This window comes from Rhizobium sp. NPDC090275 (assembly GCF_044772225.1).
Classification (GTDB): domain Bacteria; phylum Pseudomonadota; class Alphaproteobacteria; order Rhizobiales; family Rhizobiaceae; genus Rhizobium.
Genome location: NZ_JBIVYL010000001.1, coordinates 501,038 through 523,116, shown reverse-complemented (window position 1 = coordinate 523,116; position 22,079 = coordinate 501,038). Strand labels below are relative to the sequence as shown.

At 61.9% G+C, this 22,079-nt stretch carries 22 protein-coding genes; 13 read left to right on the top strand and 9 right to left on the bottom strand.

Annotated features, from left to right (window positions below; all coding sequences use genetic code 11):
• A complete protein-coding gene (locus tag ACIQUB_RS02510) occupies positions 1 to 921 on the bottom strand; it encodes an MYG1 family protein (RefSeq protein WP_113237175.1) in 921 nt (306 codons plus the stop codon).
• Positions 922 to 1,254: 333 nt separating this feature from the next.
• Between ACIQUB_RS02510 and ACIQUB_RS02505 the strand changes: the two genes are divergently transcribed.
• Positions 1,255 to 1,440 carry a hypothetical protein gene (locus ACIQUB_RS02505; RefSeq protein WP_018897498.1) on the top strand — a complete coding sequence of 62 codons (186 nt, stop codon included), beginning with the start codon at positions 1,255 to 1,257 and terminating at the stop codon, positions 1,438 to 1,440.
• 166 nt (positions 1,441 to 1,606) lie between these two features.
• On the top strand, positions 1,607 to 2,410 hold the full coding sequence (locus tag ACIQUB_RS02500; protein WP_113237168.1) for a Ku protein: 804 nt from the start codon (positions 1,607 to 1,609) through the stop codon (positions 2,408 to 2,410).
• A 24-nt stretch (positions 2,411 to 2,434) separates the two neighbouring features.
• Here the strand turns inward: ACIQUB_RS02500 and ligD are convergent, their stop codons facing one another.
• Genes ligD through ACIQUB_RS02485 form a run of 3 tightly spaced genes read right to left on the bottom strand, consistent with a single transcriptional unit; the run spans position 2,435 to position 6,083 of the window.
• Positions 2,435 to 4,966 carry a DNA ligase D gene (ligD, locus tag ACIQUB_RS02495; protein ID WP_402928601.1) on the bottom strand — a complete coding sequence of 844 codons (2,532 nt, stop codon included), beginning with the start codon at positions 4,964 to 4,966 and terminating at the stop codon, positions 2,435 to 2,437.
• Positions 4,967 to 4,968: 2 nt separating this feature from the next.
• Entirely contained in the window at positions 4,969 to 5,814 is an 846-nt protein-coding gene (locus ACIQUB_RS02490) for a Ku protein (protein WP_113237170.1), read from the bottom strand.
• Positions 5,815 to 5,816: 2 nt separating this feature from the next.
• Complete coding sequence (locus ACIQUB_RS02485) at positions 5,817 to 6,083, bottom strand: hypothetical protein (RefSeq protein ID WP_113237171.1); 267 nt, start codon at positions 6,081 to 6,083, stop codon at positions 5,817 to 5,819.
• A 231-nt stretch (positions 6,084 to 6,314) separates the two neighbouring features.
• Here ACIQUB_RS02485 and ACIQUB_RS02480 point away from each other — a divergent pair, with 231 nt between their 5' ends.
• The 3 genes from ACIQUB_RS02480 to ACIQUB_RS02470 all read left to right on the top strand — a co-directional run bounded on the left by ACIQUB_RS02480 (position 6,315) and on the right by ACIQUB_RS02470 (position 9,441).
• On the top strand, positions 6,315 to 7,274 hold the full coding sequence (locus tag ACIQUB_RS02480) for a helix-turn-helix domain-containing protein (RefSeq protein ID WP_047505916.1): 960 nt from the start codon (positions 6,315 to 6,317) through the stop codon (positions 7,272 to 7,274).
• 147 nt (positions 7,275 to 7,421) lie between these two features.
• Entirely contained in the window at positions 7,422 to 8,930 is a 1,509-nt protein-coding gene (gene adh / locus ACIQUB_RS02475) for an aldehyde dehydrogenase (RefSeq protein ID WP_018897492.1), read from the top strand.
• Positions 8,931 to 9,051: 121 nt separating this feature from the next.
• The gene (locus ACIQUB_RS02470; RefSeq protein ID WP_113236537.1) at positions 9,052 to 9,441 is read left to right on the top strand and encodes a DUF779 domain-containing protein; all 390 of its coding nucleotides are present in this window, start codon (positions 9,052 to 9,054) and stop codon (positions 9,439 to 9,441) included.
• On the opposite strand, the gene ACIQUB_RS02465 is transcribed toward ACIQUB_RS02470, so the two are convergent.
• On the bottom strand, positions 9,438 to 9,803 hold the full coding sequence (locus ACIQUB_RS02465) for a hypothetical protein (protein ID WP_018897490.1): 366 nt from the start codon (positions 9,801 to 9,803) through the stop codon (positions 9,438 to 9,440). The two genes, ACIQUB_RS02470 and ACIQUB_RS02465, sit on opposite strands and share 4 nt — an antisense overlap.
• Before the next feature lie 383 nt (positions 9,804 to 10,186).
• Positions 10,187 to 11,203 carry a substrate-binding domain-containing protein gene (locus ACIQUB_RS02460; protein WP_113236538.1) on the bottom strand — a complete coding sequence of 339 codons (1,017 nt, stop codon included), beginning with the start codon at positions 11,201 to 11,203 and terminating at the stop codon, positions 10,187 to 10,189.
• A 317-nt stretch (positions 11,204 to 11,520) separates the two neighbouring features.
• Between ACIQUB_RS02460 and ACIQUB_RS02455 the strand changes: the two genes are divergently transcribed.
• The 6 genes from ACIQUB_RS02455 (at position 11,521) to ACIQUB_RS02430 (ending at position 17,706) form a co-directional block, all read left to right on the top strand.
• Entirely contained in the window at positions 11,521 to 12,786 is a 1,266-nt protein-coding gene (locus ACIQUB_RS02455) for an ABC transporter substrate-binding protein (protein WP_113236556.1), read from the top strand.
• A gap of 84 nt (positions 12,787 to 12,870) precedes the next feature.
• A complete protein-coding gene (locus ACIQUB_RS02450; protein ID WP_113236539.1) occupies positions 12,871 to 13,857 on the top strand; it encodes a carbohydrate ABC transporter permease in 987 nt (328 codons plus the stop codon).
• The gene (locus ACIQUB_RS02445) at positions 13,857 to 14,687 is read left to right on the top strand and encodes a carbohydrate ABC transporter permease (protein ID WP_113236540.1); all 831 of its coding nucleotides are present in this window, start codon (positions 13,857 to 13,859) and stop codon (positions 14,685 to 14,687) included. Before ACIQUB_RS02450 ends, ACIQUB_RS02445 begins: the two co-directional genes overlap by 1 nt.
• A gap of 12 nt (positions 14,688 to 14,699) precedes the next feature.
• The gene (locus ACIQUB_RS02440; RefSeq protein WP_113236541.1) at positions 14,700 to 15,728 is read left to right on the top strand and encodes an ATP-binding cassette domain-containing protein; all 1,029 of its coding nucleotides are present in this window, start codon (positions 14,700 to 14,702) and stop codon (positions 15,726 to 15,728) included.
• 74 nt (positions 15,729 to 15,802) lie between these two features.
• Positions 15,803 to 16,588 carry a ThuA domain-containing protein gene (locus ACIQUB_RS02435; RefSeq protein WP_113236542.1) on the top strand — a complete coding sequence of 262 codons (786 nt, stop codon included), beginning with the start codon at positions 15,803 to 15,805 and terminating at the stop codon, positions 16,586 to 16,588.
• Positions 16,589 to 16,599: 11 nt separating this feature from the next.
• Positions 16,600 to 17,706 (top strand): Gfo/Idh/MocA family protein, encoded by a 1,107-nt coding sequence (locus ACIQUB_RS02430; protein ID WP_111562163.1) that lies wholly within the window; start codon positions 16,600 to 16,602, stop codon positions 17,704 to 17,706.
• Positions 17,707 to 17,793: 87 nt separating this feature from the next.
• Here ACIQUB_RS02430 and ACIQUB_RS02425 read toward each other — a convergent pair whose 3' ends face one another.
• Complete coding sequence (locus ACIQUB_RS02425; RefSeq protein WP_113236543.1) at positions 17,794 to 19,038, bottom strand: MFS transporter; 1,245 nt, start codon at positions 19,036 to 19,038, stop codon at positions 17,794 to 17,796.
• A gap of 105 nt (positions 19,039 to 19,143) precedes the next feature.
• Here ACIQUB_RS02425 and ACIQUB_RS02420 point away from each other — a divergent pair, with 105 nt between their 5' ends.
• Positions 19,144 to 19,587 (top strand): helix-turn-helix domain-containing protein, encoded by a 444-nt coding sequence (locus ACIQUB_RS02420; RefSeq protein ID WP_113236544.1) that lies wholly within the window; start codon positions 19,144 to 19,146, stop codon positions 19,585 to 19,587.
• Positions 19,588 to 19,747: 160 nt separating this feature from the next.
• Positions 19,748 to 20,557, top strand: a complete 810-nt coding sequence (locus ACIQUB_RS02415; protein WP_113236545.1) for a class I SAM-dependent methyltransferase — start codon at positions 19,748 to 19,750, stop codon at positions 20,555 to 20,557.
• 88 nt (positions 20,558 to 20,645) lie between these two features.
• Here the strand turns inward: ACIQUB_RS02415 and ACIQUB_RS02410 are convergent, their stop codons facing one another.
• A complete protein-coding gene (locus ACIQUB_RS02410; protein WP_112982045.1) occupies positions 20,646 to 20,906 on the bottom strand; it encodes a hypothetical protein in 261 nt (86 codons plus the stop codon).
• 141 nt (positions 20,907 to 21,047) lie between these two features.
• Positions 21,048 to 21,956 (bottom strand): DUF1003 domain-containing protein, encoded by a 909-nt coding sequence (locus ACIQUB_RS02405; RefSeq protein WP_113236546.1) that lies wholly within the window; start codon positions 21,954 to 21,956, stop codon positions 21,048 to 21,050.
• Positions 21,957 to 22,079: the final 123 nt, after the last annotated feature.

The window sequence follows — 22,079 nt, the reverse complement described above, 5'->3', positions numbered from 1 at the left end:
TTAGGCCTGCCCCACCGCCTCAGCCACCGCAATCTCCGCCATCTTCAGCGCCGCTTCGCGGCTCTTCGCCGCCGCGATGAAGCGGCCGTTGTGGCAAAAGCTGGCGCCTTCAACGCCGGAGGCGGCTTCGAGGTCGCCGTTGGTGAGGCCAGCCCAGGCGGCCGGCAGGTCCGCGCGCAGCGCAAAACCTTCTTCCTCGCGGCGAATGCCGGTCACGCACCAGTCCTTGTCGCGTGGGTGGACGACGAAGAGCAGGTGGTCGGCGCCGGCCTTCACGATGGCGGGGCGGAAAGGCATGCCCATCGGCAGCTCCAGCACGCGATTTTCGCCGGCGGCGACGATCGCCTTGTGTACCAGCGCTTCGGCCCTGCGCTTCGCGGCACTCTTGCCGATCCGCGCCTCGACGAAGCTGCGGGCAATCGCAAGTGCCGCATGAAAGGCGCGGTCGTCGGCACCGGGATCGGTCTCGTCGAAGACGGGCTTCAGCGTTTCCAGAAGTGCCGGCAGCGTCAGCCCGGCCAGCGGGCCGGAGGGGCTGAGCGCGCCATTGTCGGTAAGATCGATCGGCAGCACGAAACTTCCGTCGAAGGAGGCGTGGATGTCCTCGATGTCAGCCTCTGGAACGCCGGATGCGGCGAGATAGTCGCGCCCGAAATGCTTCCAGATCAGGCCGAACGAGCTGTAGGGCTGGCCGTCGTCGCGCAGCGGCGCGCCGCGCTGGTGATGGTCGAAGATACCAGCTTCCGCGTCATAGGCGCCGCCGACATCGTAGATGATCCTGTCGGGACCGGGCGTGATCCATTCCGGCGCACGGCTGCGCATGATGCGCGCCTCGGGAAAGAGCCGGGTCAGAACGACGGTGGAGAGCAGTTCGTCGGCATGGAAGCCACCGGAATGCGTGACGAGAAATTCAGGAATCATGTAGCGGCGCCCTCTTGTCTGCGGATCATCCGCACATGCAGGCACCAGATAGCTGCTGGCGCAAATCACCTCAACCCGCAGGCGCAGCATTTTCTCCCACTGATGCTGCACCGCATCATCCAATCGGGTGTATTTCCAGCCGCCGCCGGCTATGTGCTTGAACATAGTTGAAGGTTAACGTTTGCTTTCATACGAAGCTTCTGAATATGACAAACCCGTGAATTTTAGGCTTGCCATCGAGGAAAAGCCGCGCAACTATTCGTGTCGGGAGCATGATAGTGACGGGAACCACACATGCCTAAGACTGGAATAATCGCAGTATCCGGGACATCCATGTCCCGTCAGTGCATCTTCACAGCCGATGACGGCGGCGGCAAAATTCGCGGCTGTCCACGTTTTCTCGGAATGATTTTCGGCAAGCCGAGCGTCCGCCTCGCCGACACATCGAACGGGCGATGGGTCTCCATCGAGCTCGGCAAGGTCGATAAGCGCGGCAACGCGACGTTTCGCTGGATCTGAGAGCTCGCTGATACGCTTTCGGCTGATCCGCTGGCCTCCATATGATGTTCGACGCCCCAGGGAGATGGGACGCCTGACAGCATCGAGGGAACAAAATCCGCACCCTAACCGTTGAAGCGGCATCGCCGCATTGCGGCTTGGAGGGGCGCCAAGGCGCCGATATCGGATGGCGCGTCAGACCTATTGGAAGGGTTATCTCAAGCTGTCGCTCGTGACCGCGTCGGTATCGCTGACGCCGGCGACCACTGACAGTAACCAGCTGCGGTTTCATGTGCTGAACCGCAAGACCAAAAATCGCGTCGAAAGCCGCTACGTCGATAGCGTCACCCACAAGCCGATCTCGGACAAGGACCAGGTCAAGGGCTATCCGCGCGGCGAGGACGATTACGTCATCCTCGAGGACGACGAGATCAGCGAGGTCGGGCTGGAGAGCACCCGCACCATCGACATATCGAGCTTCGTGCCGCGCGGCTCGATCGATTGGATCTGGTACGACAAGCCGCATTTCCTGGCGCCCGAAGACAAAGTCGGCGTCGAGGCCTTCTGCGTGATCCGAGAGGCGATGAAGGCAAACGATGTCGTGGGCATCGCGCGTCTTGTGCTTTACCGCCGCGAACGCGCCGTGCTGCTCGAGCCGCAGGGCAAGGGCATCGTGCTCTGGACGCTGCATTTCGGCGACGAAGTCCGCGAGCCGGCCGGAACGGTCGATCTTGCCGCCAAAGCGGATCAGAAAGTGCTGGCGCTGATGAGCAAGCTGGTGAAGGACCGCACCGAGGAGTGGAAGCCCTCAATGGTCACCGACCCCGTGCAGAAGCGCATAAGGGCGATGATCCGAGCCAAGCAGAAGAGCCTTCCGAAGCCCGTGGCGGCAACGAAGCACGCGCCGGTCAAATCCACCGGCAACGTCGTCAATATCATGGACGCGCTGAAGAAGAGCATCGCCAAGGATGGCGGTAGGCCGAAGCACTAGCTCGGCGCATATGTCAGGCCACCCTCACTTGCGCTTTTCAAGCGGCGCGGCGGCCTTGAAGAAATCCGCCCACGGATCGCTTGCCAGCGAATTCATCCGCGACGGCGTGTTGTCGACCGTGAAATAGGCCGGGCCGATCTCTTCCGTCAGCTCTTTCCAACCAAGCGGCATCGAAACGGCGGCGCCCGGCCGGGCGCGGGTCGAATAGGCGGCGACGGCGGTGTTGCCCCGGCCGTTGCGGAGATAATCGATGAAGATCTTGCCGTTGCGTTTCGCCTTGGTGGCGGTCGCCAGATATTTGTCCGGCTGATCTTTCGTCATCGCGTCCGCCAGCCCCTTCGCGAAGGCCTTGACCTGCACCCACCCGGCCTTCGGCTTCAGTGGCGTCACCACATGGAGACCCTTGCCGCCGGAGGTCTTGACGAAGGCAGCCAGCCCAGCGGCCTCGAGCCGCTGCTTGAGTTCTTCGGCCGCCGCGATCACCTCGGCCCAGGCCACATCGTCGGCCGGATCGAGATCCATGGTGATCATGTCGGGCTTTTCAAAGCTCGCGGTCGTCGCACCCCAGGGGTGGATCTCAAGCACGGCCGATTGCACGAGCGCGACAAGGCCGTCGAAATCAGCGATACGCAGCAGCTTCTCGCCAGCCCTGTCCTTGGGGTCTGATATCTCCTCGATATGAGCGTTCATCCCCTTCCAGGCATGCTTCTGAAAGAAGCGCTGGTGCCCGGCAATACCATCGGGGCAGCGCAGCAGCGCCAGCGGGCGGTTGATCACGAAGGGCTCCATGAAGCGCCACACCTGGGCGTAATAATCAGCAAGCCCCTGCTTGGTGACACCCTCGTCCGGCCAGTAGATGCGATCGGGATGGGTGAGCGTGACGCTCGATTGCGGCGCCGGCTCGGCCTTGCTTTTCTCGGTCTCGCGCATCACATCCCCCGCCGCCTTGTCCTCGCGCAGCCCGCGAAATGCCGCATGCCGCAGATTGCCATCCGCCGACCATGCCTGAAACTCCACATCCGCCACAAGCGTCGGCTTGACGTGAACAAGCCCGCGCCGGGCCTCGGCCGAAAGCGCATCGTCGAAGGCGGTTTTCGTTTGAGTGTCCTCCGAGAGACGTTCGTGCAGCATCTTGGCCGTGGCGACCGAAAATCCGGTGCCGACACGCCCGACATAGTGAAGCTTGCCACCCTTGTAATAGCCCATGGCCAGAGAACCGATCGCGTTCTTCGTCGCCGTCGAGGGCACGAAGCCGCCGATGACCAACTCCTGGCGTTTCGAGCATTTGGACTTCACCCACTCGCCCGTGCGTCCCGAGCTGTAGGCGCTGTCGCCGCGCTTGGAGATCACGCCCTCCAGCCCCAGCCCGCAGGCATGGTCGAGCACAAGAGACCCCTTCTCCGTGAAATGGTTGCTGTAGCGCAGCGTCGGATCGTCGGGAGCCAGAAGCGTTTCCAGCAAGGCCTTGCGCGAGAGCAGCGACACCTCGCGCATGTCATGCCCATCGAGGTGCAGGAGGTCGAAGGCGTAGAACACGAAACGATCCTTGCGGCCCTCGCTGAGATCGCTCTGCAGCGCGGAAAAATCCGAAGCGCCATTGTCGCGCTCGACCACCACTTCGCCATCGATCAAGGCCGATTGCACCGGCAGATCCGAAAACGCCTTGGCAAGCGTCTCGCCAAACCGCTCCGTCCAGTCCAGGCCCGTGCGGGTCAGCATCGTCACCTTGCCGTGGTCGATCCTGATCTGCAGCCTGTAGCCGTCGAACTTGATCTCGTGCACCCACTCGTCGCCGGCAGGTGGTTTCGGCTTCAGCTTGGCAAGCGCCGGCTCGATGAAGTCAGGCAGATCAGCCTTGACCGCGCCATCCGGCCATTGACGAGAAGCCGCCTTGGCCTTCCCGGCCTTCGGTCGGGGAGCAGACGCCTTAGCACCATTCGCGCTAGCCGCCCCCTTGGGCCGCGAGTGCCATGCGGCATCCGGGTTCTTGGCCACCTCTTCGATCTTCCGGCCGGTCTTTGCCGATTCAGGCCGCAGCTTCAGGATATCGCCCTTGGCGCGCGCCTCCTCGTCCTCGGCCTTGATCAGCAGCCAGTTCTCTCGGGTTTCGCCGGGCTTGCCGTGCATCCGCACCAGATGCCAGCGCCCCTTCAGCTTGTCGCCATCGAGGTCGAATTCCATATGGCCCTTCTTGTAGGCCTTGTGCATGTCGCCATGCGGCGCCCACGTGCCACGATCCCAGACGATGACGGTGCCGCCGCCATACTCGCCCTTCGGAATGATGCCCTCGAAGTCGCCATAGTCGAGCGGATGGTCTTCCACATGCACCGCCAGACGCTTGTCGTCGGGATTGAGGCTCGGCCCACGCGTCACCGCCCAACTCTTCAGCACCCCGTCCATTTCCAGCCTGAAGTCGTAATGCAGCCGCGTCGCGTCGTGTTTCTGGATCACGAAGCTCAGCGCATTGCTGTCGCGCGCAGCACTGGCCCGCTTTCCGCCCCGCGGCTCCGGCGTCCGCTTGAAATCGCGCTTGGCGTGATAGCTCTCGAGCGCCATGGTCAGCTCGCCTTCTTCGATCCGCCGTTACCGCGCGCGGCACTCTTGGCAGCGGTCTTGCCCGCCGCTTTCCCGCTCATCTTCGCGCTTTCACGCAGCGCCTCCATGAGGTCGATCACCTTGCCCTTCGGCTCGGCCTTGCGCTTGGGCAGCGCCCTGCCCTCGATCTTCGCCTGCACCAGTTCGGCGAGCGCCGCCTCGTAGCGATCCTCGTAATCCCGGGGATTGAAGCTACCTTTCTTGGTGCCGATGATATGGCCGGCGAGCTCGATCATTTCCTTGTCGAACGTGATGTCGGGAATATCCTTGAACACCGTCTCGGCGTTGCGCACCTCGTAGTCGTAGTTCAGCGTGGTCGCGACGATGCAGTCGTCCTGTGGCCTGATCAGCACGGTGCGCGTCTTGCGAAACAGAACCGCCTCTCCGAGCGCGGCCACCTTCTGGTCGCGCATCGCCCGCGCGATCAGCGCCAGCTCCTCCTCATCGTCCTCGTTGACCGGCGCCAGATAATAGGGCCGGTCGAAATAGAGCTTGTTGATCTCGTCATAGGGAACGAACCCTTGCACCGTCAGAAGCTTGTCGCTCTCGGGCGCGAACGCGGCAAGCTCCTCGCCCTCGATCATGACGTAGTCGCCACTATCCAGCCGGTAGCCCTTCACCTGGTCGTCGCGGTCCACCGGCTTTCCGGTCTCGCTGTCGACGAACTGACGCTCGACGCGATGGCCGGTCTTGCGATTGATGATGTTGAAGGAGATGCGGTCGGCGACCGATACCGCGGTGTAGAGCCCCACCGCGCAGACAAGATCGCCCACCTTCAGATGCCCCTTCCAGCTTGCCCGCGCCGCCATCTCTATTCCTCCCGCCCCTTGTTGCACCGCCGCTGATCGAGCGCCACGATCTTCTCCACCGAAGCGATATCCTCGCTGGTGACGACAGGAACCGGATCGCCGGCGATCGCCTCCAGCACCTCGCTCGACAGCGCGCCGTGGCGGATCACCCATTCCAGCGTCTCGCGGGTCTCGCGCTCGGCCCTCAGCTGCGCGTAGAGCGCAATGATCAGCCTGTCGCGCGCATCGAAATGGCCGCGTTTCTGGTCGGTCTTGCGGACATGCGTCATCGAAACCTGCCTCCCTTGCCGATTGGAGCAGAAACCGGCGAGCGACCGGAAAGTTCCGCGCGTCGCTGACATGGCCAACTGTCGCAAATCTGAGACAGGTCCGATGAGCGCCGTGAAAGCCCCAGCAAACGCTCACATTGCCGCGAGTTGCCAAGAACATGTATTTTCGTCACACTCCTGTCGATGATCTGTGGTGGTAGGAGCTGCAGCTCTTTGATGGGAGGAACCCCGATGCACGAACACTCTGCCCATGCGGAGCATGTCTATACGTGCACGCAGCGCGATTCAGCCGCGGCAAGTTCTTCGGTGGTCGCCTCCTGGCGCCGCTGCATCGCCATGCACCAGCTGGCGCCCGAAGAGCGGCGCACCCCGCTCCGCCTCATGGACCAGGAGTTCAAGCGGGCACGCGAACAATCCGAGCAGCTGATCGCCAACGCCACCGACGAACTCGATCGCCTGTTCACCACCGCCGGAAAAGCCGGCTGCTGCCTGCTACTGACCGACCGCGACGGCATCGCTCTGGAGCGCCGCGGCGCGATCGGTGACGACAAGGAGTTTCACGATCTCGGCCTCTGGACCGGCTCGGTCTGGACCGAAGCCAGCATCGGCACCAACGGCATCGGCACGGCGCTGGCCGACGAGCGCTCGGTTTCGATCTTCCGCGATCAGCACTTCTTCTGCTCCAACATCAAGCTCAGCTGCACCACCTCGCCGATCCGCGATCATCGCGGGCAGCTCGCGGCCGCACTCGACATCTCCACCTGCCGCGACGACGTCAACGAAATGACGCTCGGCATTCTCGCGCAGATGGTGCGCGATGCCGCCATGCGCATCGAGATCAATCTCTTCCGCAGCGCCTATGCCGGCGCCCGCTTCGTGATGGTGCCCGCAGGCGCCAACCCGGCCGCCGCCCTTCTTGCCGTCGATCGCCACGACCTCGTTCTCGGCGCCACCCGCGCCGCGCGCCTGGCGCTGAAGCTCGACGACCGCAGCATCGCCGCCGGCATTCCGGCCGCCGATGCCCTGCACGAGACCCGCATGTCCGACGACGAGGACCTGATCGAGGCCGAACGCGCGGCACTGCTCAGGGCTCTGACGCGCTCCAGCGGCAACGTCTCGCAAGCGGCGATCGCGCTCGGCATGAGCCGCGCGACGCTGCATCGCAAGATGAAGAAGCTCAATCTGCACTGATCCTGTTGTAGTCGGCACTGATGTAGCAGCGATGCGACACTGTGCGCTGCGGTATCGCTCGGTGGCGCTGTATCTCGACACAAAAGACGCGCAGATTTCCTCCCACGGGTTCACGTCCGAACCTGGCTCATCTCAAGGGAGGATGACATGCTGCATCAGAAAATCGTCGAGTCGCCGTTCAAGCTGAAATACGGGAACTATATCGGCGGCGAATGGCGCGAGCCGATCGAAGGCAAGTATTTCGACAACATCACCCCCGTCACCGGCGGCAAGCTCTGCGAAATTCCCCGCTCCAGCGAAAAGGACATCAACGCCGCGCTCGATGCCGCTCATGCTGCAAAGGACAAGTGGGCCCGCACCTCGGTCACCGAGCGCGCCAATATCCTGATGAAGATCGCCCAGAGGATGGAGGACAAGCTGGAAGTTCTGGCTCAGGCCGAGACCTGGGACAACGGCAAGCCGATCCGCGAAACCATGGCCGCCGACATTCCGCTCGCCATCGACCACTTCCGCTACTTCGCCTCCTGCGTACGCGCCCAGGAAGGCTCGATCGGCGAGATCGACAACGACACCGTCGCCTATCACTTCCATGAACCGCTCGGCGTCGTCGGCCAGATCATTCCCTGGAACTTCCCGATTCTGATGGCCGCCTGGAAGCTGGCGCCCGCTCTTGCCGCCGGCAACTGCGTCGTCATCAAGCCGGCAGAGCAGACCCCTGCCTCGCTGCTTGTCTGGGCCGAGATCATCGGCGACCTGCTACCACCAGGCGTTCTCAACATCGTCAACGGTTTCGGCCTCGAAGCCGGCAAACCGCTGGCATCCAGCCCGCGCATCGCCAAGATCGCCTTTACCGGCGAAACCACGACGGGCCGGCTGATCATGCAATACGCCAGCCAGAACCTCATCCCCGTCACGCTCGAACTCGGCGGCAAGTCGCCGAACATCTTTTTCGCCGACGTGGCCGACGAGGATGACGACTTCTTCGACAAGGCGCTGGAAGGCTTCGCGATGTTCGCGCTGAACCAGGGCGAAGTCTGCACATGCCCGAGCCGCGCGCTGGTGCATGAAAAGATCTACGACCGCTTCATGGAACGCGCCGTCAAGCGCGTCGAAGCCATCGTCCAGGGCAACCCGCTCGATTCGGCCACGATGATCGGCGCCCAGGCCTCCAACGAGCAGATGGAGAAGATCCTCGCCTATCTCGACATCGGCAAGCAGGAAGGCGCAAAGGTGCTGACCGGCGGTTCGCGCAACGACCTCGGCGGCGAACTGGCGAGCGGCTATTACATCAAGCCGACGATCTTTGCCGGCCACAACAAGATGCGCGTGTTCCAGGAAGAGATCTTCGGCCCGGTCGTGTCGGTCACCACCTTCAAGGACGAAGCCGAAGCCCTGTCGATCGCCAACGACACGCTCTATGGCCTCGGCGCCGGTGTCTGGACCCGCAACGGCAACCGCGCCTATCGCTTCGGCCGTGAAATCCAGGCCGGCCGCGTCTGGACCAATTGCTATCACGCCTACCCGGCCCACGCGGCCTTCGGCGGCTACAAGCAATCCGGCATCGGCCGCGAGACCCACAAGATGATGCTCGACCACTACCAGCAGACCAAGAACATGCTGGTCAGCTACAGCGAAAAGAAGCTCGGTTTCTTCTGAGCCTTTTCGACAGCAGGGAGGGCATCCGCAACACCCCTCCCAAACCCCTCCCTGAAAAGGGAGGGGATTTTCGTTTGAGGGAACGATATCATGTGGGAGCGGGACCATTTGGGAGGAAACAATGGACACCAAAGTCAACGGAGAACCCCGCGTTCTCGCAACCGACGCCGCCGTCGCCCTGATCGACGAGATCAGGCGTGATTATCCCGACATCCTCTTCCATCAGTCCGGCGGCTGCTGTGACGGGTCTTCGCCCATGTGCTACCCGGCCGACGATTTCATTGTCGGCGACCATGACGTGAAGCTTGGAGAGATATCAGGCGTGCCAGTCTACATCAGCGCCAGCCAGTTCGAAGCCTGGAAGCACACGCAGCTGATCATCGACGTGGTGGCCGGTCGCGGCGGAATGTTCTCGCTGGATAACGGCAGGGAAAAGCGCTTCCTCACCCGCTCGCGCATGTTCGGTGGTGGTGAGGCCTGCGCGATCCCAGGCGTGGAGAAGGCAATCTAGTGCTTGCGCACCTTCCCCGTCGGAATGGCGGATGAGGTGACCGAGACAGGATCGCTTGCCGGAAAGCTGTCTTCCAGCCCCTGCGCCAATTGATCCTCCATCTCGTCCACATCGCCGGCTGCCCGCGCGCTTGGCTGCGCCGCGCCGGTTTCCACGCTCGAAAGCGCGGCGGTCTCATCGAACGACGCCAACTCGCCCATCACGGCCTTGGCCCGATCGATCGCATTGTTGGACGTCAGCGTCCGATCCATGTCCTTGCGCAACAGTACGGACACGACCTCGCCGCCCTTGCCGACGAACTCGACCGTAAATCCTCGTCTACCGCCCTGCTCTGGAATGACCTGCGTGCCGATGACCTGCATGAACTGTCTCCTTTGCACATTTGAGGAAACAACGGCGGCCATCCGAGAAAGTTCCGCGAGAGCCGCCCCGCCGCGTAGGCAAGAACCAAGTGCCATCGCGCGGCCAAAAAAAAGCCACCGCTCGTGACGGTGGCCGTAGTCATGAAGGTCTTCAAAACCTCCAGAGGGGAACAGTTGCGTCATCGACCAGCGGGCCGGTCGACTGCATAAGCAACTATAGGTAATATTAGTCCCCTATCGTAAAAATTCAATCAATTGGCGGCTGAATTTATCGAGGGACGTAAATCAAATTTCCAGATCCGCCCGGAAACGAGGGATAATTTACCACTTTCAGGTTGCAACCCGGAAAGCGGGCGCCCGGCGAGCCGCATCACACGCCAAAATCAGCGCGGCACCGGCGCCGTTGATTCGCGCAGGATGAGCTCGACCGGCCACAGCTCGTGGATGTCGAGCGGCGATCGGCCGGACACCAGCTGCAGCACCAGATCCGCGCACCGCGTGCCCGCCGCGCGCATCGAAGAGCGCGTCGCCGAAAGCGAAGGCGCCATGTTGTCGGCGGTCAGATAGGGAAACACGTCGTCATGAGCGATGACGGAAACCTCACGACCGACCTGCAACCCGAGCGAGCGAATCGCACGATAGACACCAAGCGCCGTCATCATCGAGCCGGCGACGATCGCGGTCGGCGGATTGGCCTGTTCCAGCAGCGAGCGCGCAAAGCGAAAGCCGAGCTCGTCGGTGAAATTGCCGCTGGCGATCAACTGGGGATCGAGTTCGATGCCACGGCTCTGTAGCGCCTCGCGATACCCCTTGTCACGATGAAGCGCATAGGTCGCGCCCGGTCGGCCATTGATCATGGCGATCCTGGTATGGCCAAGATCGATGAGATGCGAGGTCGCGCGGCGCACCGCACCCTCGTTGTCGATGTCGAGCCAGGCGTGCGGCACGTCGATATCCGAGCGGCCGTGAACCAGAAACGGCATGCCGAGCTTGTGGAGCAGCGCGATACGCTCGTCGTTCGGCCGCGGCGAATGCACGATGATCGCATCGACCCGCTGGCTTTCCACCAGACGCCGGTAGAGCTGCATCTCGTCGTTATGATCGGGATCGGCCATCGGAATGACGAGAATGTCGGTGTCCTCGGTCAACAGCCTCTCGGCCATCCCCGCCATGAACTCGGCGAAGTGAAACTCGCCTGCCCGCCCCATGACCACACCGATTGCGCCGGCACGCCCGGTCTTCAATCTGACGGCATTGACGTTCGGCTGGTAACCGAGCCGAACCGCCTCCTCCGCCACGCGCGCGCGGGTCACTTCGCTCACCTCGGGATAGCCGCTCAGCGCGCGGCTGACCGTCGTCGGCGACAATCCGAGCTGTTTTGCGAACTCTCTAAGCTTCATGCACCGACACGTCTTTCATCGCCCGCTATTGGACCCCTCACACACCCTATAAGCCAATCCGTCGATATTTGGCACAAAAACCGCACATCAGCCAAACCGATTTCAATGTTCAATCACAATCGACGTGTCGCGCCCGATGTTCTCCACATGCGCGCAACGTCACACTCCGTTGTTTTCACAAGGCAAATCGCCACTATCAGCAAGTTAAAGCCACCACTAAACTACCCGCTTGACTTGATATCGCGCTTCTGACAATTTTTTCCAACCAAATCGTTTTCAAATTTGAGGACGCAATGGTTCTTTTTGGGAGGAAGATCATGAAGTTTCGTTTCACGACGGCCGTCATCGCGGCCGCGCTCATCGGCGTGGCCATGCCGTCCTACGCCGCCAACATCAGCATCTCTGCAAGCTCCACCGGCAAAAACCTCGACCTGTTCCGCAAGCAGCTCGACGCCTTCGAAAAGGCCACCGGCAACAAGGTCAGCATCGTCACCATGCCGTCCTCGTCCACCGAGCAGTTCTCGCAGTACCGCCTGTGGCTCGCCGCCGGCAACAAGGACGTCGACGTCTACCAGACCGACGTGATCTGGGCGCCGCAGCTGGCCGACCAGTTCCTCGACCTCAAGGATGCCGCCAAGGACGTCGTGGGCGATTTCTTCCCCTCGATCATCCAGTCGCAGACGGTCAACGGCCGCCTCGTCGCCATGCCGCTCTATACCGACGCACCCGCCCTCTTCTACCGCAAGGACCTGCTCGACAAATACGGCAAGCAGCCGCCGAAGACCTGGGACGAAATGGCGGCGACCGCCAAGGAAATCCAGGACAAGGAGCGCGCAGCCGGCCAGAAGGACCTCTGGGGCTACGTCTTCCAGGGCAACGCCTATGAAGGCCTGACCTGCAACGCGCTGGAGTGGATCAAGTCCTCCGGCGGCGGCCAGATCATCGAAACCGACGGCACCATCTCGATCAACAACGAGAAGGCCGCGGCCGCCATCGAGCGCGCCAAGGGCTGGGTCGGCACCATCTCGCCGGGCGGCGTGCTCGCTTACCAGGAAGAAGAATCGCGCGGTGTCTGGCAGACTGGCAATGCCGTCTTCATGCGCAACTGGCCTTACGCCTATGCGCTCGGCAACGGCCCTGACAGCGCCGTCAAGGGCAAGTTCGACGTCACCACGCTTCCGGCAGCGGCCGATGGCGACAAGCCGTCCTCGACGCTCGGCGGTTGGAATCTCGCCGTCTCCAAGTATTCGCAGAACCCCGAGGTCGCGATCGAACTCGTGAAGTTCCTGACGTCCAAGGAAAGCCAGAAGCAGCGCGCCATCGAGCTCTCCAACCTGCCGACGCTGTCTGCGCTCTATGACGACAAGGACATCGCAGCAGCAGCCCCCTTCATGCCGAACTGGAAGCCGATCTTCGAAAACGCCGTGCCGCGTCCCTCGGCCTCGGCCAAGGTCAAGTACAACGAGGTCTCCGCCAAGTTCTGGACCGCCGTCCACAACACGCTGTCGGGCAATGGCACGGCCGCTGAAAACCTCGAGCTTCTCGAAGCCGACCTGACGTCGCTCAAGGGCGACAACTGGTAATCCATCGATGCGCCGGCGGCGGGCTATCCGTTGCCGGCGCTCCGAAGGACGCCACCGTCAATCGTCTCAGGAAGCGGGTATCTCATGAGTGAAGTTGCAGTTTCTGAAGGCCTGAAAGCGCGGACGCGCGCCAGGGCCACCTCGTCGGACCTGAAGGCCGACCGCGTCCGTTCCGCCTGGATGTTCCTGGCGCCGACGCTGTTCATCCTCGCCGTCGTCGCCGGCTGGCCGCTGTTTCGCACCATCTATTTCAGCTTCACCAACGCCTCGCTCACCAGTCTCGGCGACGCCAAGTTCGTCGGCTTCGACAATTATCTCACCTGGATCACGCTGAAGAGCGGCCGCACGGTCTACAAGGGCCTGCTCGCCGATCCCGCCTGGTGGAACGCGGTGTGGAATACCGCCAAGTTCACGCTGCTCTCGGTAACCATCGAGACCGCGCTCGGCCTCATTGTCGCGTTGGTGCTGAACGCCCAGTTCGTCGGCCGCGGCATCGTGCGCGCCGCCATCCTCATCCCCTGGGCGATCCCGACCATCGTCTCGGCCAAGATGTGGGCCTGGATGCTCAACGACCAGTTCGGCATCCTGAACGACCTTTTCATGGCGCTCGGCCTGATCAGCCAGAAGATCGCCTGGACCGCCAATCCTGAAACCGCGATGATCGCCGTCCTGATCGTCGACGTCTGGAAGACCACGCCCTTCATGGCGCTCCTCATCCTCGCCGGCCTGCAGATGGTGCCGGGCGATATCTACGAGGCCGCCAAGATTGACGGGATCAATCCGATCAAGGTCTTCTGGCGCCTGACGCTGCCGCTGATTCGCCCGGCAATCATGGTCGCCGTCATCTTCCGCATGCTCGACGCCATGCGCATCTTCGACCTGATCTACGTGCTGACGCCGAACAACGCGCAGACCAAGACCATGTCCGTCATGGCGAGAGAGAACCTCTTCGACTTCGACAAGTTCGCCTATGGCGCAACCGCCTCGACGGTTCTCTTCCTGCTCATCGCCACCGTCACCGTGCTCTACATGTGGCTCGGCCGCGTCAACCTCGGCGGGAGTGAACGCTGATGCTTCTCACAGCCACCAAGAACACCCTTTTCTATCTCCTCGTCGGCGTCATCGTCATCATCGCGGTCTTCCCCTTCTACTACGCGATCCTGACCAGCTTCAAATCCGGCACGGCGCTGTTCGCAATCGAATACTGGCCGACCTCGATCTCGTTCGCGAACTACACAAACGTGCTGACGACGGGCAGCTTCATCCACAGCCTCGGCAATTCGCTGCTGGTCGCCGTCTGCGTCGTCGCCGCCTCGCTGCTGCTCGCCGTCACCGCATCTTACGCGCTGGCCCGCGTGCATTTCCGCGGCCGCGCGCTTCTGATGCTGACGATCCTGTCTGTCTCGATGTTCCCGCAGATCGCGGTTCTCGCCGGCCTGTTCGAGCTGATCCGCTGGATCGGCATCTTCAACACGCCGTTCGCGCTGATCTTCTCCTACATGATCTTCACCCTGCCCTTCACGGTCTGGGTTCTGACCACCTTCATGCGCGATCTTCCCATCGAAATCGAGGAAGCGGCGATCGTCGACGGCGCCTCTCCATGGGTCATCATCACCCAGGTTTTCATGCCGCTGATGTGGCCGGCTTTGGTCACCACCGGGCTGCTCGCCTTCATTACGGCCTGGAACGAATTCCTTTTCGCCCTAACCTTTACGTCTTCGGACGCGCAGCGAACCGTGCCGGTCGCAATCGCCCTGCTATCGGGCGGCAGCCAGTTCGAGATTCCGTGGGGCAACATCATGGCGGCATCTGTCATCGTCACGGTCCCTGTCGTTGTCCTGGTGCTCATATTCCAGCGCCGGATCATTTCCGGCCTCATCGCCGGCGGCGTCAAAGGTTGAAGAAAGCACGATATGGCACAGATTAGACTCGACAATATCAGAAAGAGCTTCGGCGCTCTCGAAGTCATCAAGGGCGTCACTATGGATATCCGCAAGGGTGAATTCATGGTCTTCGTCGGCCCGTCCGGCTGCGGCAAGTCCACGCTTCTGCGGCTGATTTCCGGGCTGGAGGACATCTCGGAGGGCACGCTCTCCTTCGATGGCCAGGCGGTGAACCAGCTCTCGCCTTCCAAGCGCGGCATCGCCATGGTCTTCCAGTCCTACGCGCTCTATCCGCACATGACCGTCTTCGACAACATGGCCTTCGGCATGAAACTGTCGGGCCGCACGAAGGACGAGTGCAAGGCGCGCGTCGAACAGGCAGCCGGCATGCTGCAGCTCTCGCCCTATCTCGAACGCCTGCCCCGCCAGCTCTCCGGCGGCCAGCGACAGCGCGTCGCGATCGGCCGCGCCATCGTCCGCGATCCCAAGGTCTTCCTCTTCGACGAGCCGCTGTCGAACCTGGACGCTGCACTGCGCGTCGCCACACGCCTGGAGATCGCCAAGCTTCACCGCAGCATGCACGACACGACGATGATCTATGTCACCCACGATCAGGTCGAGGCAATGACGCTCGCCGACCGCATCTGCGTGCTGCGCGATGGCGTGGTTGAGCAGATCGGCACGCCGCTGGAGCTCTACGAAACCCCGAATTCCATCTTCGTCGCCGGCTTCATCGGCTCGCCGAAGATGAATTTCCTCACCGGCGAATTCTCCGCGCCCTACAACGCCCACACCATCGGGGTGCGCGCCGAACACATCGAGATCACCAACCGGGAGCCCGCCTGGAAGGGCACCGTGATCCACTCCGAAATCCTCGGTTCCGACAGCTTCGTCTATCTCGACATCGGCACGCCGGAACCGCTGGTCGTTCGCGAAACCGGTGTTTCGCGCCACCAGCCCGGCGACAATCTCGGCGTCTCGCCTGTCGCCGGTGCCATCCACCGTTTCGATCAATCCGGACGCGCGCTCGAAAGGATCCCCTTGAAGGGCGCCGCCTGAAACCAACCCAAACAACCGGATCCCAACCGCTTCCCAACGGTTTCGATCCACCACGCGCATGAAGGAGCATGACTTTGGCTATTCGCACCATCGTATGGGGTGAAAACATCCATGAAAACACCAACGAGATCGTCCGCGGCATCTATCCAGATGGCATGCACACGACGATCGCCAACGCGCTGAACACCGATCCAGCAATCAGCGCCACGACGGCCACGCTGCAGGAGCCGGAACACGGCCTGACCGAAGCGCGCCTAGCCGAAACGGACGTGCTGACCTGGTGGGGCCACAAGGACCACGGCGCCGTCTCCGACGTCGTCGTCGAGCGCGTCGCCAAGCGCGTCTGGGAAGGCATGGGCCTGCTCGTCCTGCATTCCGGCCACTTCTCGAAAATCTTCAAGCGCCTGATGGGCACACCCTGCGCGCTGAAGTGGCGCGAGGCCGGCGAGCGCGAGCGTCTGTGGACGATCAACCAGCGCCACCCGATCGCGGCCGGCATCGGCGAGAACTTCGTGCTGGAGAACGAAGAGATGTACGGCGAGCAGTTCTCCGTTCCGGAGCCGCTCGAAACTGTGTTCATCTCCTGGTTCCAAGGTGGCGAAGTCTTCCGCTCCGGCCTCACCTGGCGCCGCGGCGCCGGCAACATCTTCTACTTCCGCCCGGGCCACGAGACCTATCCGACCTACCACGACGCCAACGTCCAGAAGGTGCTGATCAACAGCGTCAAATGGGCTTATAATCCGCAAGGCGACCTGAAGAGCATCACCGATGCCCCGAATGTCCCGGTCGAGAAGGCGCTGGAGCCGATCACCGAACGCGGCCCGAGACTGCACCAGGCCGGCGAAGCCGGTTACCGCTGAGGAGAACAGCAATGCGTCTACTCGTTCTTGGCACGGGCGTCATGGCCAAAAACCAGGTCGCCAATTTTCTCGCCATCGATGGCGTCGAGGTTGTCGGCGCCGTCGATACGGATCTCGCACGGCTGACCGAATTCGCCGATCACTTCCACATCGAAAAGCGCTTCCGCACGTTGGAAGAGGCGATCGAGTGGGGCGAATTCGATAGCGCCACCAACGTCACGCCTGACCGCATCCACTACGCGACCAGCCTGGCGCTGATCGCGGCCGGCAAGCATGTCTTCTGCGAAAAGCCGTTGGCCGAGCATTACGACCACGCCCTGGAAATGACGGAAGCGGCGGAAGCTGCCGGCGTCATCAACATGGTCAACCTCACCTACCGCAACGTCGCGCCCCTGCAGCGCGCCCGCGAGATGGTGCTGGCCGGCGAACTCGGCACCATCAGGCACGTCGAGGCGTCCTACCTCCAGAGCTGGCTCGTTTCCCGCGCGTGGGGCGACTGGCGCACGGAATCGCGCTGGCTTTGGCGTCTTTCGACCGGCCACGGCTCCAATGGCGTGCTCGGCGACGTCGGCATCCACATCCTCGACTTCGCGGCCTATGGCGCCGCGACCGACATCGACCACGTCTTCGCCCGCCTGAAGACCTTCAACAAGGCGCCGGGCGGCCAGATCGGCGAATATCTGCTGGATGCCAACGACAGCTTCACGATGTCGGTCGACTTCACCAACGGCGCGCTCGGCGTCATTCACGCCACGCGCTGGGCGACCGGCCACCTCAACGAACTGAAGCTGCGCATCTACGGCGAAAAGGGCAGCCTCGAGGTCACGCACCGCCCTGATGGCTCCGACCTCCGCGGTTGCTTCGGCGACGACATCGAAAGCGCCACCTGGCGCGACATCGAAGTGCCGCCGGTGCTGACCAACTACCAGCGCTTCGCCGAAGCCGTTCGCACTGGCAAGCAGGACGACCCCACCTTCCGCCACGCCGCCAACCTGCAGAAGGTCATCGACCTCGCGATCGTCTCCGAACGCGAACGCCGTGAGCTCAACCTCCTGGCCGCGCAGGAACAGGACAGCGCCCCCGACAAGCGCATTCCGCCGCTGACGGTGGTGGTGTAAGGCTTGATTGAAGATGCAGGGCCCGCGAAAGCGGGCCTTGCTGCTGGGGCGGTTCGCATGCGGAAGGATCGGTTGCGTTCGAAACGGTCATCCGCGAGTGCACTCAGCCAAGCGGTTCGTCCGATCTGCGCTTGTTGAAAAACGGCTGGCGATCCACACCAAGAGCGCAACGGCACTGAAAGCCCCTCCCGAGATGCAGATTCCGAGCCAGCCGTACAGCGCGTAGATTGCGGTGGCGGTGATCGCACCGACAGCGCTGCCGACCGAGTAGAAGACCATGTAGCCGCCAATCAGGCGCCCGCTCTTTTGCGGATGCCGGCTCACGACGACGCTGAGGTTGCTCACATGGACAGCCTGGACCGCCAGGTCGAGCAGGAACACGCCCATCAACAACAGCAAAATGGAGTTGGGCAGGAAAGCAATCAGCGCCCAGGACACCAGCAAAAGTACCAGAGAAATCCCGGTCGTCCATCGACCGTAGCCTCTATCGGCAAGTCTTCCGGCGCATGTCGCTCCAATCGCCCCAGCCAGTCCGACCAATCCAAAAAGACCTATCAAGGTATGGGAGTAGGAAAACGGCGGAGCGCTGAGCGGAAGCACCAACGCGGTCCAGAATGTGCTGAAAGATGCGAAGATCAGGAGCGCGAGTACGCCACGAAACAGCAGGGCCGGCTCATGCAGAAACGTGTGCGGAACCGAAAGGAGAGCGTTGAGATACGTTTTCGGATGCCGTTCCACCTCTTGCCGTGGCAGCGCCTTCACGAGGATACCGACCATCGCGACCGTAAGCAGCGCGGAGGTCAGATAAACCGTCCGCCATCCGCCGTAGTCGGCAATCGTGCCGGCAACGGATCGCGCGGCGAGGATGCCCGTTACGACACCGCTGGTGACGCTTCCGACCACGCCGCCGCGCTGAGTTGGCGTCGCCAACGCTGCGGCATGTGCAACGAGTGTCTGAACGAGAACCGCCAACAGTCCGACTGCCCCCATACCGGCAAGCAGCGTCGTTCTCGATCCAGCCGTCGCGACGACGACGAGTGCGATAGCCGAGAGCAATCCCTGGACAATGATGAGCTTTCGGCGGTCGATGAGATCGCCGATCGGCACGACAAAGATCAAGCCCAATCCATATCCGACCTGCGTCAGCGTGACGACAAGACCGATGCTGGAGGGCGAAATGCCGAGGTCGTTCGACATCAGATCAAGCAGGGGTTGGGCGTAATAGATATTGGCCACGCTCATGCCTGCTGCAACCGCGACCAACAGCGTCTGCGCTCTCGACAGCCCTCGGGCCACGCCCCTATTCGCCCCATCTGCAACATTCTCGATCATCGGCAACTCCTTGTGATCTCAACTCGGTCGGACGTTGAAACCACTTGGCTCATGTCAAATCTAGTTCTAAGATAGAACCAGATTCGAAATCGGAGGTCGGTCCCAATGGTGAAACGGGTTAGCCTTTGGAATGCCGGCTGTCCTGTTGCGCGCTCTCTTGATGCAATAGGTGACTGGTGGTCGCTCCTGATCATTCGCGACGCATTCGATGGCAAGCGGCGTTTTGGCGAGTTCCAGAACGGGCTCGGCATAAGCAAGGGGGTATTGTCGACCCGACTGCGCGATCTTACGAAGCGAGGGATTTTCGAAACCGTGCCTGCCTCGGATGGTACTGCCTACCGCGAATACATTCTCACGGAGAAAGGGCGCGGTCTGTTCCCGGTGATCGTTGCGCTGCGCCAATGGGGTGAAGATCACCCGTTCACGGACGGGGAGGCTCGTTCGTCGCTGGTGGACCGAGAAGAACGCGCACCAGTCGCTCGGCTTGAGGTCCGGGCCGCCGACGGTCGCTCCCTTCACTGGAGCGACACTCAGGTAATAGGCTCGTAGCCTCCAACGATGAGCCTATGATTCTGTACATGCGCGGTGTCGATAGGCGTAGAGCGCCCGACTTCCGACTGCGTCTAACGCCCCGAAGCCAATGCACTAACCATGGCCAAACCCATGTCCTGAACTAAATTGTCCGCATCCCCAACGCGGAGGACCAAACTTGGCGATCTACGACGAACAGACCGACGACGAAAAGGCGCGCTGGTATTCCAACGGCGCGAGATTTTATGTCGAGGGGCGGCCCCGCTATCCAACCACCCTGATAGCTGCGTCGGCAGCGGCCGCGGAATGGCGGCAAGACAGCCGCATCCTTGAAATCGGCAGCGGCCCCGGCACCGCCACCCAGGACTTCGCCGCCTTGGGCGGCCGATTTACCTGTGTCGAACCGAACGCCGACTTCGCCGCCATCGCCCGTGACGTTCTGACCCCTTTCCCGAATATCACCTTTCAGACGAGCGCGCTGGAAGAGGCCGATCTCGCCGGTCCGTTCGATATCGTTCTCGCGGCATCCTCGTTTCACTGGATCGATCAGAAACGCGGTGTCCAGCGTATCGAGGAATTGCTCGCGCCAAACGGATTTGTCGTGCTGCTGTGGAACAAGGAGCCGCAGCCCGTCGCGCAACAGGCCGATGCCGCTGACGAGGCATTCCAGCGCTCCGGCTATCCTCAACCGATCGAGAGGCAGTCCCGCGACGAGATCGCCCACGTGTTTTGGGGACTTGCCAAGCCGCTACAGACGGTATCTTTCACCGAAAAGCTCTTCTGCCATGTCGAGGTCGCTGACGACTACAGCGTAGAGCGCTTCGTCGCCCTTCATCGCAGCCTCTCGCCCTTTCTAGCTCTGCCTCCGGAAAAGCAGACAGTTGTCGCCAAAGCGCTGACTGAAAACCTCAGCGCCTTGGTCGGCCCGACGATCCGTACGACCCGCATATCCGCGGCCCACATCTTCCAGCGGTCGGATCGACGCTAAAAAACGTCGCCCAATAGCCTGATATGGCTGAGCGGTTGGCAGCAGAAAGGCTATCGGCCGATAGTGGTCGTGCTTGTATCAGACAGCATCAGCCGCCGACGGCATCGCTCACGCATTTCTTGGTGTAGGCGGTCTTGGCGGCACCGGCCAGCGCCTTGCCGTTCTTGTCCTTGGCGGACATGTCGCAAGCGGCGGCGGCGTCCTTCTGGCACTTGTTCATCGACGACGTGAGGGCAGCGCCGGCCAACGGCTTGCCGTTCTTGTCGATCGCCTTGGAAGCGCATGTGTCGGCGGCATGCGCCGTCGCGGCCGACAGGATCAAGGCTGCAGCAATGAGAACCGTTTTCATCGTCTATTCCTCCCACAATTTGCCGTTATCGGCATCGAAAACGCTACCTGATGTTGAACCATCATGAGCAGCTATCTAGCGGAATCTTATAGGCTATTTTGGGGCACTTGTACAATGAGGATGAGCCGGCAGCACTGCGATTTAGCCGTCCGTTTCATCCGACTTCGGCGCGGCGCTGAAGAGGTTTTTCAAGGCGCTGGTCTTGGTCTTCTGCGCCTTGCTGAGCTTCAGCGCGCGGTTGGCGGCCTTGGCCTGTTCCAGCATCATCTCGATCTGGATCTGCTGGATTTCGGTGAGCCGCTCCCACTGCCGGTTCAGCAGATGATCGACCTTTTCGTGCAGATGGCGGATTTCCAGTTCGGCCTTGAGATTGACCTTGTAGTCGTTGAGCGCACGCAGGCGGTCCTTCGATTCCTGGCGGCGCTGGCTCATCATGATGATCGGCGCCTGCAGGGCGGCGATGGTCGAGAGGATGAGGTTGAGCAGGATGAAGGGGTAGGCGTCGAAGGCCTGCCGCTCGCCCATCAAAAGGTTGATGCCCATCCAGACGGCCAGGAACAGGCAGAAGGAGATGATGAAGGTCCAGCTGCCGCCGAAGGTAGCGACGACATCGGCCACGCGGTCGCCGATCGAGCGATGCTCCTCGTAGTCCTCTTCGATGTTTTCGGCCAGCGTATCGTGGCTCCTGAGGCTCTCGACAACCTCGTCCTCGAGGTTGGAGAGCTCGCCGCGTTCGTCGCGCAACAATTCGGCGATGTACTGGCCGCGATAATCGTCCACCACCTTGCGATTGATATAGTCGTCCGAGTGCAGGCCCGGATGCTTCTGCCGCATGAACTCGGCCAGCGCAGGGCGCAGATCATCGAAGTGGATGGCGTCCTTCTTCTTGAGCGTGGCGCCGGTGATCGCATCCACGAGCCGCACGGACTTCGCCTTGGCGCGCTCCAGACTGTCGCTGTAGTCCTTCATCTCGACGGTGGCGGCCTCGCCGTGCCCGGCATCGAAATCGACGATCCCACCCGCGAACTCAAGCGACTTCTCTTCTGCCATCCGACGATCCTCTGTGCCGATTCCTGCGCTCTAAACATCAAATCGAACAGGATTGTGACATTGCTTACGCCATGGTTGATAGATTTTTATAGGTTGCATTATCGTTGAATTATCGCGTCAGGG